The 17,473-nt window shown below is 56.8% G+C and carries 14 protein-coding genes; 7 read left to right on the forward strand and 7 right to left on the reverse strand.

Annotated features, from left to right (window positions below; genetic code table 11):
• Nucleotides 1–1,410 carry a Trk system potassium transporter TrkA gene (gene trkA, locus SHEW_RS19380; protein ID WP_011867533.1) on the forward strand — a complete coding sequence of 470 codons (1,410 nt, stop codon included), beginning with the start codon at nucleotides 1–3 and terminating at the stop codon, nucleotides 1,408–1,410.
• Nucleotides 1,411–1,440: 30 nt separating this feature from the next.
• Nucleotides 1,441–2,883: a TrkH family potassium uptake protein gene (locus tag SHEW_RS19385; RefSeq protein WP_011867534.1), complete on the forward strand. Its 1,443-nt coding sequence runs from the start codon at nucleotides 1,441–1,443 to the stop codon at nucleotides 2,881–2,883.
• 21 nt (nucleotides 2,884–2,904) lie between these two features.
• Here the strand turns inward: SHEW_RS19385 and rlmF are convergent, their stop codons facing one another.
• A complete protein-coding gene (rlmF, locus tag SHEW_RS19390) occupies nucleotides 2,905–4,101 on the reverse strand; it encodes a 23S rRNA (adenine(1618)-N(6))-methyltransferase RlmF (RefSeq protein ID WP_011867535.1) in 1,197 nt (398 codons plus the stop codon).
• Between the two features lie 44 nt (nucleotides 4,102–4,145).
• Nucleotides 4,146–4,553 (reverse strand): flagellar basal body-associated protein FliL, encoded by a 408-nt coding sequence (locus tag SHEW_RS19395; protein ID WP_011867536.1) that lies wholly within the window; start codon nucleotides 4,551–4,553, stop codon nucleotides 4,146–4,148.
• A 175-nt stretch (nucleotides 4,554–4,728) separates the two neighbouring features.
• Between SHEW_RS19395 and SHEW_RS19400 the strand changes: the two genes are divergently transcribed.
• Nucleotides 4,729–5,295 carry a chorismate--pyruvate lyase family protein gene (locus SHEW_RS19400; RefSeq protein ID WP_011867537.1) on the forward strand — a complete coding sequence of 189 codons (567 nt, stop codon included), beginning with the start codon at nucleotides 4,729–4,731 and terminating at the stop codon, nucleotides 5,293–5,295.
• Between the two features lie 30 nt (nucleotides 5,296–5,325).
• On the opposite strand, the gene SHEW_RS19405 is transcribed toward SHEW_RS19400, so the two are convergent.
• The 3 genes from SHEW_RS19405 to SHEW_RS19415 all read right to left on the reverse strand — a co-directional run bounded on the left by SHEW_RS19405 (nucleotide 5,326) and on the right by SHEW_RS19415 (nucleotide 11,583).
• Nucleotides 5,326–8,181, reverse strand: coding sequence for an immune inhibitor A domain-containing protein (locus tag SHEW_RS19405; protein ID WP_011867538.1), 2,856 nt, complete (start codon nucleotides 8,179–8,181; stop codon nucleotides 5,326–5,328).
• A gap of 388 nt (nucleotides 8,182–8,569) precedes the next feature.
• Entirely contained in the window at nucleotides 8,570–10,786 is a 2,217-nt protein-coding gene (locus tag SHEW_RS19410; RefSeq protein WP_011867539.1) for an MGH1-like glycoside hydrolase domain-containing protein, read from the reverse strand.
• A 203-nt stretch (nucleotides 10,787–10,989) separates the two neighbouring features.
• Nucleotides 10,990–11,583, reverse strand: coding sequence for a YhgN family NAAT transporter (locus SHEW_RS19415; RefSeq protein ID WP_011867540.1), 594 nt, complete (start codon nucleotides 11,581–11,583; stop codon nucleotides 10,990–10,992).
• Between the two features lie 228 nt (nucleotides 11,584–11,811).
• Between SHEW_RS19415 and SHEW_RS19420 the strand changes: the two genes are divergently transcribed.
• The gene (locus SHEW_RS19420) at nucleotides 11,812–13,434 is read left to right on the forward strand and encodes a ZIP family metal transporter (RefSeq protein ID WP_011867541.1); all 1,623 of its coding nucleotides are present in this window, start codon (nucleotides 11,812–11,814) and stop codon (nucleotides 13,432–13,434) included.
• A 62-nt stretch (nucleotides 13,435–13,496) separates the two neighbouring features.
• Nucleotides 13,497–14,303 (forward strand): NRDE family protein, encoded by an 807-nt coding sequence (locus SHEW_RS19425; protein WP_011867542.1) that lies wholly within the window; start codon nucleotides 13,497–13,499, stop codon nucleotides 14,301–14,303.
• On the opposite strand, the gene SHEW_RS19430 is transcribed toward SHEW_RS19425, so the two are convergent.
• Complete coding sequence (locus SHEW_RS19430; protein WP_011867543.1) at nucleotides 14,300–14,722, reverse strand: YybH family protein; 423 nt, start codon at nucleotides 14,720–14,722, stop codon at nucleotides 14,300–14,302. The genes SHEW_RS19425 and SHEW_RS19430 overlap by 4 nt on opposite strands.
• A gap of 108 nt (nucleotides 14,723–14,830) precedes the next feature.
• Here SHEW_RS19430 and SHEW_RS19435 point away from each other — a divergent pair, with 108 nt between their 5' ends.
• Nucleotides 14,831–15,382, forward strand: a complete 552-nt coding sequence (locus SHEW_RS19435; protein WP_011867544.1) for a lysophospholipid acyltransferase family protein — start codon at nucleotides 14,831–14,833, stop codon at nucleotides 15,380–15,382.
• Between the two features lie 75 nt (nucleotides 15,383–15,457).
• Nucleotides 15,458–16,081: a LysE family translocator gene (locus SHEW_RS19440; RefSeq protein ID WP_011867545.1), complete on the forward strand. Its 624-nt coding sequence runs from the start codon at nucleotides 15,458–15,460 to the stop codon at nucleotides 16,079–16,081.
• On the opposite strand, the gene SHEW_RS19445 is transcribed toward SHEW_RS19440, so the two are convergent.
• A complete protein-coding gene (locus tag SHEW_RS19445) occupies nucleotides 16,078–17,328 on the reverse strand; it encodes a mechanosensitive ion channel family protein (RefSeq protein ID WP_011867546.1) in 1,251 nt (416 codons plus the stop codon). The genes SHEW_RS19440 and SHEW_RS19445 overlap by 4 nt on opposite strands.
• Nucleotides 17,329–17,473: the final 145 nt, after the last annotated feature.

The raw sequence follows: 17,473 nt of genomic DNA on the forward strand, positions 1-17,473 counted from the left end.
ATGAAAATTATCATATTAGGTGCGGGTCAGGTCGGCGGCACATTAGCGGAAAACCTGGTTGGTGAAAACAACGACATCACCATAGTCGACAATGACCGCGACCGGCTGCGCTCGCTGCAAGACAAATATGACTTGCGGGTAGTGCTGGGCCATGGTGCCCACCCTGGCGTCCTCAAGGACGCGGGGGCCGAAGATGCCGATATGTTAATTGCCGTGACCAATAGCGACGAATGCAACATGGCGGCCTGCCAGATCGCCTTCTCCCTCTATGGTACCCCCACCAAGATCGCCCGTATCCGCTCGGAGCAGTATCTGGCGCTACGGGACAAGCTGTTTATCGACAGCGAGACCAAGCAGAGCGAGAACCGACCTCGTGGTGGCTTCATCATAGACGAGTTGATCGCCCCCGAGCAGCTGGTTACTTCCTACATACGTCGTCTGGTGGAATATCCAGGTGCCCTGCAGGTGCTGGAGTTTGCCGAGGGACGCCTAAGCCTAGTAGCCGTGCGCGCCTATTATGGTGGCCCGCTAGTGGGTAACGCCCTGGCAGCCCTGCGCGAGCACATGCCAAACATCGACACCCGTGTGGCAGCCATCTTCAGACAGGGCCGTCCCATCATGCCAAGGGGTACCACCATCATTGAGGCGGACGACGAGGTATTCTTCGTCGCCGACAGTCGCCATGTGCGCGCCGTGATGAGTGAGATGCAGAAGCTGGACAACTCCTACCGCAATATCATGATCGCCGGCGGCGGTAACATAGGCCTGGGACTGGCCAAGCAGCTACAGCGTAATCATGCGGTCAAGCTGATCGAGCACAGACCGGATCGCGCAGAGGCGCTGTCTGAGAAGCTGGAAAATACCACGGTATTCTGCGGTGACGCTTCAGATCAGGAGCTGCTGCTCGAAGAGCATATCGACCAGACCGACGTATTTATCGCGGTCACCAACGACGACGAGGCCAACATCATGGCCGCCCTGCTGGCCAAGCGTATGGGCGCCAAGAAGGTGATGGTGCTGATCCAGCGTGAAGCCTATGTTGATATCGTCCAAGAGGCAAATATCGATATCGCCATCTCACCGCAACAGGCGACCATCTCGGCACTACTGACCCATATCCGTCAGGGGGATATCTGTAACGTCTACTCGCTGAGACGCGGCGCCGCCGAGGCGATCGAAGCCATCGCACATGGCGATCCCAGCACCTCCAAGGTGGTGGGCAAACAGATCAGCGAGATCAAGCTGCCACCGGGCACTACCATAGGCGCCATCGTCCGCGACGACGAGGTGCTGATGGCCCACGATAAGACGGTCATCGAGCAGGGCGACCATGTGATCTTGTTCCTGGTGAACAAGAAATTTATCGGTGAAGTTGAAAAGCTGTTCCAGCCTAGTGCATTCTTCTTCTAAGCTACTCAAGAAGCCAAGACTTAAATCGCGATGCTAAATTTTCGGCCGCTACTCTTTATCTTAGGCGTGTTCCTGTCGACCCTGACCGCCTTTATGTTTTTTCCGCTGCTCTTCGCCCTACTCTATGGCGAGGAGACGGTGGGCGCCTTCATGATCGCCTCGCTGATCACAGGCACCTGCGCCAGCGCCTGTATGCATCAGGGGCAGAGTGAAAACATCCGCCTCAATATCCGCGATATGTTTCTGCTCACCAGCCTGACTTGGTTTATCGTCAGCCTGTTTGCGGCCATGCCCTTCACCCTCTATCACGGCATCAACTACACAGACGCCTTCTTCGAGACCATGTCGGGGATCACTACCACGGGATCTACCGTACTGTCCGGCCTGGATACCATGGATCACAGCATCCTAATCTGGCGCTCGCTGCTGCAATGGCTGGGGGGGATAGGCTTTATTGTGATGGCGGTTGCCATTCTGCCGTTTCTCAACGTGGGGGGTATGCGGCTGTTTCGTACCGAATCTTCGGACTGGAGCGATAAGGCAGTGCCTCGCACCCAGGATATGGCCAAGCACCTCTTCTATGTCTACATCATACTGACGGTCTGCTGCGGTGTGGCCTACCACCTGGCGGGGATGACCTGGTTTCAGGCTATAAACCATGCCATGACCACACTCTCCACCGGCGGCTACTCCACCTCAGACAGCTCCATGGCGGCCTTCTCCAAGCCCGCCCACTGGGTCGGCACCATCTTCATGGCAGCCGGCGGCTTACCCCTGCTGATGTTCGTCCACAGCCTGTCCCAGCGTTCGCTGCGGATCTGGAACGATGCCCAGGTGAAGGGCTACCTCATCTTCCTGGCATTCGTCTCCTGCAGCCTGGCCTTCTGGCTCTGGCATGGACACGAGATGACGGCAGCCGACGCTCTGCGCCTGGCCAGCTTTAACGTGGTCTCGGTGGTAACGACCACAGGCTATGGCCTCACCGACTACACCTCCTGGGGCGCGGTGGCCAACGTGGCCTTCCTCTTCCTGATGTTTGCCGGCAGCTGTTCGGGCTCTACCTCTGGGGGAATTAAGATCTTCCGTTTCCAGATCGCCATTGCCATCATGCGTGAGCAGCTGAAACAACAGTTCCACCCTAACGGTATCTTCAAGGAGCGCTACAACGGACGCCCCATCACAGAAGATATCGTGCGCTCCCTGGTGACCTTCATCCTACTGTTTATGCTGGTGATAGTGCTCTTGTCGGTGATCTTGGTGTCTACCGGACTCGACCCGACCACCAGCTTTACCGGCGCGGTGACGGCGGTGACCAATGTGGGCCCAGGGCTTGGGCCAGTGATCGGTCCGGCGGGGAACTTCTCCAGCCTGCCGGACATCGCCAAATGGTCACTGGCCATCGGCATGCTGCTGGGGCGTCTGGAGATCCTGACGGTGGCGGTGCTTTTCCACCCTAACTTCTGGAAGTACTAAGCAAACTAGCGCAGGGCCCGACTAAACCCGATACAGGCCCCAGAGACTATGCTGCTCTGGCGTCAGGAAGGTCCAGGCCAGCACTCGAGTCAGCTTATTACCCTGGGCCATCTCAAGGGTCTCTACCCGCTTGGCGCCCACCTGTTCCAGCAGACGATAGCAGGGCTTAAGATTCTCCTTCTTCGACACCAGAGAGGTAAACCAGAGGCACTGCGAGCCGAACTTCTGGCTCTCACGGATCATCTGGCCGAGGAAGGCCTGCTCGCCCCCTTCGCACCAGAGCTCAGCCTTCTGGCCGCCGAAGTTGAGCTTCTCCTTACTCTTCGCAACCTCATGTCCCTTGGCTCGCTTGTTGGCCGCAAGATTCTTCAGCTTGCGTTCGCTGCCCCTGCTCGCCTCCGCAAGAGAGGCATGAAATGGCGGGTTACACAGGGTCAGATCGAACCTGTCCTCGGCCCTGATAATACCGGTAAAGATCTGTTTCGAATCTGACTGCAGGCGTAGGCTCAGCTTACCCGCCAGCTGTGGGTTGTTTGCTATGATCCGCTCGACATTCTTAAGGGACACCGGGTCGATATCACTTGCCACGAAGCGCCAACCGTAGACCTGATGTCCCAGCAGTGGATAGATGCCATTGGCGCCTGTGCCGATATCTAGGGCGACCACTCGCTCCCCCTTGGGCGCTCTCGTCACATTAGGCAGCTTGCGCTTACCCCCCTTGCTCGCGGGAGTCGATTCGGCCAGCAGATCCGCCAGATAATGCAGGTAGTCCACACGACCCGGGATAGGCGGGCAGAGAAAACCCTCGGGAATATCCCAATAGCTCAATCCATAATGCAGCCTGAGCAGCGCCAGATTAAGCAGCTTCACCGCCCTGGGATCGGCAAAGTCGATAGACAAGTTGCCATAGGGATTGGGACGAACGAAGGGCTTAAGCTCTGGTGTGGTATCCATCAGCGCGTCGAAGTCATAACCCTGCCCATGCAGGTTGCGAGGGTGCAGCCCCTTGCTCGCCCCCTGGCTCTTGCCCTCTACTGGCTTAGACTTGGCTTGTGGTTTTGCTTGTGATTTTGCTTGTGGTTTCGATTCTGGCTTAGCTTTTGGCTGAGCTTTTGATTTAGATTGAGACGAAGGCTTTGGCCTTGAGGCCTTAGCAGACGGCTCTTGAGAAACAACTTTCTTGGCGCCGGGACGCGCAGGCTTTCGAGACGGGGTCATCAGGGGGATCCTGGCTGCACGCTCTGCATGCAGCCCATAACACATTAATCGTACAGGTATTTAGTAAACAGCAGGTTGACGATAAGCGGCTTGCCTATCTCCTGCTCCAGCAAACGATTCAGGGTATCGTAGCACTCGCGGCGGATCTCCTCCTTGCCGGTCAGAGACTTCACCTTATCTTCGGTCTGCGCCCCTAAGATCTCTATGATGGCGGCGCGCAGCAGCGGGTCGTGATGTTCCAATACGATCAGATCTTCCGGCACCTTCACCATGAGTTCGACACTGATCTTCACAAAGCCCAGCTTCTTACGATTGGAGATATAGTTAGTCACAATATCGGGCTCGAAACCGTAATAGGCGTAGGTATCGACCACCTCTTCCTCTTCGGCGTATGCCCCCAGGCTCAGTACACTGGTCACTAGCATGAGGCACAGCAGCGCAAACTTTTTCATATTAGACGAATACTCCGTTCATGATTTGATGGTCAACACTCGCTTTCTAGCCAGACGATACCTTATTTAACGGCACCAATACTTAGATGCTTTAGTACTCAAGGCTTTAATTACCGACATCAAAGCCTCGTCATGATAAACTGCTGACGTTTTTGAGTATTGTACCGAGAATTTAATGAGTGTGACCAGGTTAAGCTTCCCCTATGGTGAATCCATTCAATGGCATTCACCGGATCAAATTCCCCAGCTGCCACCGAGCCCTTTCAGGGAGTGGCTGTTAGCTTCCGGTAGTTTAACCCAAAAACTCAAGTCTCACTGCAATCAATTTGAGGTCAAGGTGTTAGGCGAGGCCATGTTGCCTCCCTTCCCGGGCGAATTGCCCCACCAAGGGCAAGCCTGGATTAGAGAAGTGCTGCTCTGTCTCGATGGCATACCTTGGGTATTTGCCCGCACACTCGTGCCCGGCGCCATGATGGACAGCGCCCAGGATAACTTCCTCTCGCTGGGCACCCGGCCCTTGGGCGAGCTGCTGTTCACCAGTGGCGATTTCACCCCGGGCAAGATAGAGGTCGGCGAGTTTACCGCCTGCGACTCCCTCGCCAAACTGATCGATTCGCTCGAGCAGGAGAGTCACCATCCCTTGTGGGGCCGCAGACGCTACTTCAGCCATGGAGACCAGCAGCTGATCGTCAGCGAGATCTTCCTGCCCAAGGCTCGCCAGCTCATCGACCGGCTGGCATAAAAAAACGCCTCTTAATGAGGCGTTTTTTGTTTAGCTTCTGCGGCGCAGTCCCAGGAGCATCAGCAATGACAGGCTGATCCAACCCAGACTACCACCACCCGAATCCTGCTTGGTCTCGACCACCAGCGGCTGCACCACGGGAGCGGTCACCGTCAGCGTCAGGCTCTTTTTCGCCTGATTATTGGCCTCATCGGTCACAGTCAAAGTCACTGTATAGCTACCCGCCGCACCATAGGTGTGTGTCGGCGAGGCGGCCGTGCTCGTCTGCCCATCGCCGAAGTTCCAGCCATAGCTCAGCGAGCCAACCCCTTGATTGGACAGGTTGCTAAAGGTCACCGTCAGATCGCTGGCCTTATAACTGAAATCCGCCACAGGCTGGATGACGACCGTCACCTGAGTGTTGGCCGTGACCGACTCACCGGCGCCATCTGTCACCGTCAGGGTGACTTGATAGCTTCCCGATGCCTGATACACATAGGTTGGCGCCGCCAGGGCGCTAGCAGCGCCGCTGACACCGAAGTTCCAGGCATACTGATAGTTGCCATCACCACCAGTCACGTTGGCGCTGAAGCTAACGCTCGCGCCCTCTTGTGTCTTAGCGATAGAGGCGCTCAATGCCCCAGGCGCTGGCGGAGGCGTCACAGTGCCCGAATACTCGAAGCGTACCTTGGCGCTGCTGGAATCCGTGCTCTGGGTAACCACCTCCATAGTCAGGCCCAGCTCAGGCAGTATGATGCCCGCCTGCGGCTTGAGTGGCGCACTATAGTCCTGGCTGTCATCAAACAGGCTGTTGCCCGCCAGATGGTCATCACCAAAATAGGTGGATTGGTTATACAGGCTAAAGGTGGCATCGCGGATCTGGGTCGCCGTGCCATTGGTGCCGATCAAGTCCTGGTCGGCATCGACCACACCAATAAGGCCACTGCCTGGATGCTTGCTGGAGTTGTTGTCAGACTCGTTGAAGTTCTCCAGCCAGAGCAAGACACCCGGCTCGTAGGCATGACTCTTCAATCCGGCATCGACGCCGTTGTAGCTGCGCAGCTGCACCAGGTAGCGGCGCGGCTTGCCTGGACGGGTGTTATCGATTCTGGCAAAGCCACCGTTGAGCGCCATGGTATTTGGTTCCTCGGCGCCGTCGCTGTAAATAACCGACTCACCGTCGAGCACCTTAAGCTCATCGAACACGAAACCATAGTCGCCCACCGCCTCATCGGTGAAGTAGACGATGCTGATCTGACGATCGCTGCTGCCCGCATAGGCACTGAGGTCGAAACTTAGCTCCACCCAGGAATCGGCGCCTTCGGCACCCGCCACATCAGAAGACTTACCTGTGATGATGTTCTTAGCGTTATTGATGATGTTGCTGGCCTTGGTGTGATTACCGGCTAAGGCCACATCGCCCACCTTCACCTGCACATAGTCATAGTCTGTCTCTATGTTCCAGTGCGCCTTCATCTTCAGGGTCAGGCTACTGCTCGCCGGGAAATCCAGGCTAAAGGAGGCCGCAGTGCTTAGCAGGTTACCCTGGCCCGAATAGTACTGATAGCTGCCGGCATAGGGCTGCTTGAAGGGAATATTGTCCGAAGGCAGAGGAATAGAGATCTGGTTCACCTGGTTGGCATTGACTGCCTCAGCCAGCTGTACCTCCTGACCACCCGTCGGGATAGAGGCCAGATCCACCTGAGTCTCGTTGATCCACTTGCCCTTATACTTGTTTTGCAGGTAAGAGCGGGCATAGGGGCTAAAGCCTGTTGGCTGGCTGCCAGGGATATCCCCGGTCCAGCTACCGCCAGACATGATAGACCAGGAGCCCACGGGCGAGCCGTCGCCGCTGTTGCTGGTGTCGTACTCGTCAGGCAGGCCTAGATCGTGGCCAAATTCATGGGCGACCACACCGGCGGCCGCATCTATGGGCTGAACCGTGTAACCAAACACCTTCTTGCCCGTGCCAGGGATCTCATAGCCAGGCGAATTGCCTTCGTAGACAAAGTAGCGGTGCGACCAGATGGCATCGTCACCCAAGACGCCACCACCGGCCTCTTCGCCTATGCTGGAGTGAAACAGCATCACGTGGTCTATATCGCCGTCGGCCTCATTGAGGTTGCCGTCGCCGTCGAGATCGTAAGGGTCTTCCACGTCGAACGAAGCTATTTCGCTGGGCGTCATGCTAGCCAGCGCCTGGGTCACCGCCTCTTTCACCAGCTCGGGGACCGCCTTGTCGTCATCGTCGTTGTTGGGGTCATTCTGCCCGTAATAGGCCGCATTTTGGTTGGCGGTATACCAGCCATAGACTTTACCGGTGAAATAGAAGCTTCCGCCGGACTCCGCCTGATAGTATTGATACCCGGTCAACAGGTTCTGCCCTTGAGGGCCGGCAAAGCCGGTCGTCGAGAACATGAGATCCTGATAGTGGGCGACAGGGTAGCTCGAGTAATACATGGGTGTATCAGAGGCTGTCAGGCGGTTGTTGTCGTGGGGTAGATCGGGAAAGTCGATCAGCACACCCAGTACCTTCACCGTCTTAGTCACATCGGCGTCGGCCTGGGGCGTCACGAAGGACATCACCCGCGCCTTCTGCTGGGCCTTCTGACGCATACTCTGCTGAGATTCCAGCTTGGCCTGAACCTGACCGCCTTTTTCCTGATAGCCCTTGGCTCTCTGAGTGTAGGCCTTAATTGCGGCGCGCTTCTCCGCCTCGCTGGCATCACTGGCCAACTCACCACGCTTCACCAGCCAATAAAGGATCTGCTGCTCGTTAATCACCCCGGCGTCGGCCACGCCAGTCACTTCCTTCATGGTGATCGGGGCGGCATTTGCCGACGCGCCAATCAGCAGGAGGGAGAGGCTCAATGCGGACACCGCACCGGCATAATACTGTCTCTTCATGCTAAAAATTCCTTGTGCCTGTATTTATCCCCAAACGGAACGCCTTCCCCGCTGGGTGACCCTAAGGCTGCCTAACTTAGATAATTTTAGTGGGGACTTGGGAAGGGGGCTAACTCATCGCTATAGGCATTTAGATTGCCAATAATAATCGACACAAAAACGCGCTGAGTTAAGCGGCCGGTGACTCGGCCAGACGGGTGTTAACGCCCACTTAGCGGCAAACGTAACAACAACACCCAAGGTCCACTACAAGACATTAACAGTATTTTTCCCTGTAGAGTAGAGTAAAAGTGCTATTTTTCACTAAAGAGGTATAGGTCAGCGGCTAAATAGCGAGAAGCGCGGCGAATCGCCACGCCACTCTTATCTCTTCTCTCTTATCTCTGCCTCAATCAGTGCTGAGCCAGCTGCGATAGATGAGCAGCAGCACAGAGGCTGACCAGCTAAAGTTGGTGCAGTGCAGCCCGTCTCCGGTAAGAGGATCATAGTTTTCCCGTATGGGCCCATCACCCAGTACACCGTCGGCCTCATTCACCAGTCGAGTGGCGAGGCGCCGCGCCAGCTCGTCGTGACCATAGCGGGAGACTCCCTGCAGGCCAAACAGCGCCTGATCCAGCCAGACGGGGCCACGCCAGTAACGCCTCGGGGCAAAGGCCGAATTGTCGGCGCTCACAGTAGGAAAGGGCAGTTTAGTCCCGAAGTTCGAAGCATTGAGCTGAGTGGCGATCATCTGCTCCGCCTGAGCCTGACTGGCGGCGCCGGCCCACAGCGGCAACCAGCCCTCGACCCCCTTACCCTCGGCGATCATCAAACGTGAGCGCTCACCCGCTAAGCGTCTGTCGTAGAAGAAGCCACTCTCCTCATCGAAAAACTCGCTGCGGATCAGCTGTCCAAGGCGAGCTGCCTGCTCACGCCAAACCGCCGCCTCGCTATCCAAGTCCAGTAACTCGGCCATCTGCGCCAGATAGCCCTTCTCCGCATACAGGTAGCTGTTGAGATCCACTGACTCCTGGGAGATGGAGTAACCCAGCAGTCGCCCCTTAGCATCATAATTTTCCAGCACCTGGAGCTCATCGCCCATGTCGAAGCGCGGCGCGTTGTCCATGCCCGACTCCCAGGCCGCCGCCTCGATCACCGCCTCCCTGTCCGGCTCACCCGGCTCACCCGGCTCACCCGGCTCACCATGGCGAGGATGTCGATTGGCGCCATATTCCGCCAGGCCGTTGTGGTTATGGTCTCGATTGCGATACCACCATTCATGGTAGGCGACCAGCTTAGGGTAGAGCCTGGTAATCAACGCCTTATCCTGGCTCTGCTGGTAGATCTGCCATACGGCCCAAGCCGCCAATGGTGGCTTGCCGTTACGCTCATTCCAGTTACCCCCCTTGCCGCCGCGGCTGGCATCGGGGTTATAGAAGATGGCGTCGGGCAGGTTACCCGCATCCTCGGGGCGCAGCGGGTCCTTGGCATCGAACTGATAATCAAACATCGCCAGCACGTTCAACTCGGCCAGCGCCACATCGAACTGCGCCAGCGCCACCGCCTGTTTCCAGCTGTCCCAGGCCCAGACACCGTTGAACCACTTATAGGTCACAGATGGCGTGACGGCATCATGCAACAAGGCGCCCGCCGGGCTACGCCAGTTGTGCAGCAGGGTCATCATGCTCTTAGCAGCCAGGCGCCTGGCCGGAAGCTCGCCGCCGCGTACTAGCTTATCCAGCCGCTGCTGCCAACGGGACCGATTAACCGCAAGCTTCGCTGTCACTGTGGGCCAGTCAAGCTTAGCCGCATGCCTGGCCTCAACTTGAGTATGAAAATACTGGTGGGCGGCGCGTAGTACTGTCGCCTCCCCCGGTGCCAGGGTCAACAGCCCACTGTCGGCGCGATAGCCCTGGGGCCCCTCGACCGATAGGGTTACTGCCTGCTCAAACGCCAGCCGATAACTGGCATCGTCCAGCTGCATCTGCCAGGTCTGATCTATGGGGGTAAACTGCCAGGTGACGGCGTCTTCGCTCAGCAGCCGTTTATCGACCAAGCGATACTGCTTCAGCTTAGGATGAGTGGCGAAGGGGCTGCCCGACCAACTCAGGCGCCAGGAACCCGGCTTGTCGCTCAGGTTAATCAGCCTAGTCGAGACGATGGCGGTGCGATTATCGCTATATTCCAAGGTGGTGGAGAGCTCAAGATCCTTGAAACGAAAGCGCTGCACCAGCCCCCAGGGCTCGCTGTAGATCTCAACCTGCTCCGCCTTGGCCAGATCCACACTCTGACCAGACTCACCGGAAAACAGCTGCAGTTTCTGCAGACTATCGCTCAGATGCAGGCTGTACTCCTGGGCGATAAACAGCGGCCCAGTGAAGCCTCCATAGTAGGCGGGCGAGTCCGGCAGATGAAAACCATGCCAAGCGCCCTGGTCCATGTAGACGGCGGGAATCGTCAGATTGCCCTGTGGATCCCGCTGCTCCATATTACTTGGGGTTCCCCGGTAGTTGAGCAGATCCCGATACTCGCTGGCCTGCGCTACAGAAACAGAGGGCAGAGAGCAGAGAAGAGACAGAGAAAGCAGCAGGAGGCGGCGAACAGATAGCGCAGGCAGACGCGTCATGGGATTACTCAAGGGTTAATTGAATACAATATTCAAATAATTCCAGAGTCGCTTGCCAGATGCAAGGAGATCTCTTCTTCTCAGGCTGAGTGTTGGCCCTTAGTCATTGAATTTCAGACAAGCGGTAAGGAGTCCGCAAGACGCGCCAGAAGGGTTAAGCGCAGGCCAGTTCGGCGAGTGCCTAACCCTTACCTTAGATTTTGTTAGCTGGCGTGAGCGATATATTGGGCCACGCCGTCGAGGAACATCTGCACCGAGATCATCACCAGCACCATGCCCATCAGGCGCTCCACCGCCGTCAGCCCCTTCTCACCAAGAAGTTTGGTAAACAGCTTATAGAAGAGCAGAATCACGGCGCTGGCCACCCAGGCAGCAAACAGGGCTATGGTCCAATCCATCATGCGCGAGCTGTCGGTATGGGCCAGCAGGATCAGTGCCGCCAACACAGATGGGCCGGCCATCAGGGGGATCGCCATAGGCACGATAAAGGGCTCTTCTCCGGCCGCCAGCCCCACCACACCACCTGGCTGAGGGAAGATCATCCGAATGGCGATAAGGAAGAGTATGATGCCACCGGCTATGCTGACCGACTCAGATCTCAGGTTTAAGAAGCTGAGAATCGCCTCGCCGGCAAACAGGAAGAGCAGCATGATGATCAGCGCGAAGATCAGCTCCCGCACTAGCACCTTGCGCCGCTTCTTAGGTTCGATATGACGAAGAATCGAGGCGAAAATGGGTAAGTTCCCCAGGGGGTCCATGATCAAAAACAACATTACCGCAGCAGAAAAGATGTCCATAGCTCAATATTCGTCAAAAGTTGAACCTATATTGTATAACTTAATGACAATATTAATCAGTAGCTAAGATAACAAAATCGACACTCTTCCAAGGTTTTTCCGCCGTCGTCGGCGGCGCCATCGGGCGCGCGCCATGTAAATTCTTTTTCCCCTCGGGTTAATTGTTCGATTGGCAGACATAAGACTGATATACTAGCTGGCTTTCTAGGCTCCCTTGTTAACACTTATATGTACTATCTCGTCGCCAGTTGTATTGCACTCCTGTTAGGCCCACTCTTCTATCGTTTCTTTACGACGGGGACAGGTCTGCAAAAAGGCTTGGATGGTTTCATCTTCGTGTCCCTTGGCGGCCTGGTGTTGATCCATATCCTGCCCGAGCTTCTGGAGCACGGCGGTTTCCTCTCCCTGCTGTTTGTTGTCGTCGGCCTCTGGGGCCCGACCCTGAGCGAGCGCTTGTTTCACCGCTATTCAGAGGTCACCCATAATCTGACCCTGACACTCGGCATAGGCGGCCTGCTGTTGCATACCCTCACAGATGGCGGCGCCATGGTGCTGGCCCAACAGGACGGTAACTCCAGCCTGCTGGCCCTGGGGGTGATTCTGCATCGTCTGCCTGTGGGGCTGGCGATCTGGTGGCTGCTCAAGCCTCAGGTAGGTAGTCGCTGGGCATCCATAGTGTTGGGCGGCATGATGCTGCTAACAGGCGTGGGCTATTTCGCCGGCGAGCAGCTGCTGGCGCAGCTAAGCCTGGACAACACCGTCTATCTGCAAGCCTTCGTCACCGGCTCGATTCTGCACGTGGTGCTGCATCAGCCCCATGGGCACACCATAGACGACAAGCAGGGTAAGTATGAATATCAGGCCGGCATAGGCAGCCTTTTGGGTATCGCCCTGCTGTTTGTGCTGCTGGCGTTCGACTCCGGCGGCCACGATCATCACGAACACAGCCACAGCAGCGAGCAACTGCTGGACTGGCTGCTGACCCTGGCGCCAGTGCTCCTGCTGAGCTATAGCCTGGCGGCGATGCGCTATCTGTTTGGCCTGTCGCCTCACCATGAGCGCCTGAGCCAGCGCTGGCTGCAACGCCTGGCGGGGCCAGAGGCTCTGGTGATCACCCTGCTGCTCCTGGGACCTAGCCTGGCATTTATCCAGTTGATCGGCCTGACATTGGTGGGGATCTTACTCACCATGACGCGGGTCGAACCCACAGATCCTCATCTGGGATTACCTAACTCCGCCTGGCGCTTCGGCTTCGCCCACCTGGTGGATCGCAGCGCCCCCTGGATCATCCTCAGCCTGGTGCTGGCCAACCTTATCGGACACCCGTCTGTGCCCCTCACCTCACCTCTGGTGCAGGTTGGCGTATTGCTCCTGCTGCTTCTGCCGATGCGTTTCTGTAATCTCGGCGGCGCGGTATTGGCACTGTCCCTGGCCTACAGCGGCTGGACCATGGAAGCCGTGATGCTGGTGTTGCTGGCGGCCCCCGTCTTTAACCTGGCACAGCTGAAATTGATGGATTGGACCCAGCGTCTGGCACTGGCCGGGGTGATCGGCCTCTGCCTGCTTGGCACCCACTGGTTGATCCCTGAATGGAGCCGGCTGCTCAGCCTGCCCGAGACGGTCAACCAGTTGAGCCTGGCACTGGCCGCCATGCTGTTTGCCGCCAGCCTGCTACGACTGGGGCCGCGCAAGTTTATGGCCCGCATCATGTTGTGGAAGCCTAAGGCTCATGATCACAGCCATTCGCGTACGAATAGTCATGACCACAGCCATGAACCTGCTAACGGTCATGAACACAAGCACAGCCATGAGCACAAACACACACATCATCATGAGCACGGCCAGCACTAGGGGATAGCTTTTCTCGCCACGGGGGGCTAAGTTAGAGACAAACGCCCCCTCTGGAGCCATCCATGTGCATTCTCTTCGTCGCCCTCGAGGTACATCCAAAGTATCCACTGATCCTCTGTGCCAATCGGGACGAGTTTCACCATAGACCCACAGAGCCGGCCCACTTTTGGCCGCCTGACAATCGGCTGCTGGCGGGCAAAGATCTCGAAGCCGGTGGCAGCTGGCTCGGAGTGAATCGCCAGGGCGAGATCGCCGCACTCACCAACATCCGCGCCCCAGAACTGCACGAGGCCAATCGTCACAGCCGGGGCGATCTGGTGATCAAGGCGCTGACCCAGTCCCAGACCATGACCACGGGATGGCTCAGGGAGCACAGCCAACACTACAACCCCTTTAACCTGCTGTTCGGGAAAGACTTGGAGCTCTACTGCTACCACAGCGTCAGTAAGACAGTGAAGCCGCTGTCACCTGGCTTTCATGCCATCAGCAACGGCGCCCTCGACGATATCTGGCCCAAGATGGCCAAGGGAACCCAGGCCCTGGAACGGGAGATCACTCAAAGTGACGAGATAGATATTCAGGCCCTGCTGACCATAATGACAGACGAGCGACAGGCACCCGATGCGGATCTGCCGCAAACCGGCGTCGCCTTGGAGTGGGAGCGGCTACTCTCCTCCATCTATATCAAGCATCCGGAATATGGCACCCGCTCGACCTCCATTCTGCTGCGAGACAGACAGGGCAGATGTGAGTTTGTCGAGGTCAGGTACGATGGTAAGGGGAGAAACCTGGGCAGGCAGGTGTTTAAGTTTGAGACCGGCCCCGAACAAGGGGCCGAAATGGACGGCGAGTCGCCTAAAACGGCCTAATCCGACGAGTGATCGTGCGTGATCACCCACTTGTCGTCTATCTTCTCCACCAAGAGGGTAAATACGCCGTTGGGCTTGTCTTTCACCCGGGTCAGCTGCCAGCGGCCCACGACGATGGCGGCATAATTGCTCAGCATCTTGGTCTCTTCTATGGTGAACTTGAGCTGCCCCAGGGTCGCCTTATCGGGATAGTTCTTCTTGTAGGCCGCCAGCGTCTCCGCCCAGCCATAGCGGAATTTGTTGCCCGAGACGAAACGCATCTTGTCACTCTGCCAGTAGCCTTGCATATAGGCATCCAGATCGCCGCGATTCCAAGCTGCCTCCTGATCCCGCAGGATATTGGCGATATCGTCCGTCGGTACCGCCTGCACCGGGAGTCCCAGCAGCAGGAGCAGTAAAATCCATCCTTTTTTATGCATCATCCTCTCCAGAGGGAAATATTAGTTGTATTATATAATAAATGTTCACTAAGGCATTATCTTCTCTATAAAAATGCCTCGTTAGACCGATTCAGTAGAGCCTAATTTATGTTTCAATCTTTGTGTAAAGCTATCCTCAAACTCAGCGGCTGGACCATAGACGGTCGACTCCCCGAGGCGCCTCAATATATCGCCATCGTCGGCCCCCATACCAGCAACTGGGACTTCATCGTCGGCGTGTTGGCCAGGGGCGCCCTGGGGCAGAAGATCCATTTCCTCGGCAAGCATCAGCTGTTTATTCCCCCCTGGGGCTGGCTGTTCCGCGCCATAGGCGGTACCCCGGTGGATCGCCGCAAGAGCAACAACCTGGTAGACGCCGCGGCGCAACTGTTTCAGCAAGACCCTAATTTCAAGCTGGCCCTGGCACCGGAAGGTACCCGCAGCCCGGTGAAACGCTGGAAGACAGGCTTCTACCACATCGCCACCAAGGCACAGGTGCCCATAGTCACGGTAGCGCTGGATTTTGCCGGTAAGCGAGTGGTGATCCCCGAGGCAATAAGCGTCACCGGCGATATCGACAAGGAGATGGCGCAGATCCTCGACTTCTACCGCACCATCAAGGGCCGCCACGCCAAGGCCATCCCCGACTACCACGCCTAAGACTGCCTAACAGATTGCCAAATCGGGTCGCACTGGTTATAGTGCGGCCATCGGCATTTTGTATACAATTTTCAGATGAACTTAGATACCTGGCTACTCTACCTGGCGGCGATCCTGCTTATCGCCATCTCCCCCGGCACCATGGCGGTGCTGTCCATGAGTCATGGGATCCATTTCGGCAAGGTGCGCAGCCTGGCCACCGCCCTGGGTAGCGTCAGCTCGGCCCTCTTGTTGATGTTTGCCTCAGCCGCCGGCCTGGGTGCGCTGCTGAGCGCCACAGAGTATGGCTTTACCCTACTTAAGTATTGCGGCGCGGCCTACCTTATCTATCTGGGGATCAAGCTGATACTGACCAAGGCCAGTGCCCAGGGGCTGGACCTGCAACACATCAAGGGCAAGGGCTCGCCTAAGCAGATGTTTAAAGAGGCCTTTCTGGTGGGGATAAGCAATCCTAAGGATCTGCTCTTCTTCGGCGCCCTGTTTCCGCAGTTTATCGATATCACGGCGCCCCAAGGGCCACAGCTCGCCATACTGGCGCTCACCTGGGCCCTGGTGGATTTCAGCTTCGTGATGATCTACGCCAGCATGGCAAACGTGTTGGCCCCAAAACTCAGGGCCAGCAACCGTCTGCATTGGTTCGACCGTACCAGTAGCGGCGTATTTCTCTCCCTGGCCGCCATACTGGTGACGAAAGACTAACCCTTAAGACTGCGCACATCGGCGCCGGTCGGTGCCTGGAAGGCCCGCAGGTTAAACTGCGGCAGAATCGCGTAGATATGGTCGAAGATATCCGCCTGAATATCCTCGTAAAACGCCCAGCGGGTATCATTGGTAAAGATATAGATCTCTATGGGTAACCCCTCTGTGGTCGGCGCCAGCTGACGCACCAGCAGGGTCATCTCCTGATGCACCTTAGGGTGCTTACGCATATATTCCAGCAGATAGGCCCTGAAGGTACCGACATTGGTGAGGTTGCGGCTATTCACCGGCATGTCACCATCCTGAATCTTGGCGTTGAACTCGGCAATCTCCACCTCTTTGCGGGCCAGGTACTCCTTGAGCAGGTTGATCTTACCCAGGCGCTTAAGCTGTTCATCACTGAGAAAGGCGATGGAATCGATGTCGATATTCACCGCCCGCTTGATGCGCCGGCCGCCAGACTCTGACATGCCGCGCCAGTTCTTGAAGGCGTCGGACACCAGGGCATAGGCGGGGATCATAGTGATTGTCTTGTCCCAATTCTGCACCTTGACCGTGGTCAGCGAGACCTCTTCCACCGCGCCATCGGCGCCGTACTTATCCATCTGGATCCAGTCACCCGGGCTGACCATGCGGTTGGCCGCCAGCTGAATGCCGGCCACGAACCCCAAGATAGTGTCTTTGAACACCAACATCACCAGGCCCGTGGCGACACCCAGGCCGCTGAGGAAGTAGACCGGCGACTGCTCGGCCAGTACGGAGATCGAGATGACGATGGCGACGAAGAACATAAACAGCTTGAGCAGCTGCACGAAACTCTTGATCGGCAACCGGCGGCTGATCTGGTTGACGTCGGCGATCTCGTTACCCGCGTCCAGCACGCTGTAGACGGCGCGCACGAAGAGGATCACTATCGCCACATCCAGCAATCTATCCGCCAGGCTGCTAAGCAGCGGATGCTCCACCAAGGCCAGCGGCAGCAAGATGTTGAGGATCAAGGCAGGTACCAACTTGGCCAGCTTCTCCAGCACCCTGTGCTGCATGAAGATGTCGTCCCAACGCACCTTAGAGCGCTGGATCACTATGTTCATTGTGCTCACCACGCCGCGTTTCACCACTACATAGCCGATGAAGGCGATCAACAGACAAGCAAAGACCATGACGCCGGTAGAGACCCCGTCCGAGGGGCTATCTATGCCGAAGTGGGTCAACCAGAGCGACACCTGTGCGCGTAATTCTTGATCCAAAATTCTCTCTCCTTGCAAATTCACCTGTTGTGGCTAATCCGATAATGAGCCTGCAACAAGGCCATTTCAGCACACCAACAAAAGCGATACAACTACCTATTTTAAAAGCTATTTTAGCCTATCTGATTGACTGTAATACAGAGAT

Source organism: Shewanella loihica PV-4 (assembly GCF_000016065.1).
Lineage (GTDB): Bacteria > Pseudomonadota > Gammaproteobacteria > Enterobacterales > Shewanellaceae > Shewanella > Shewanella loihica.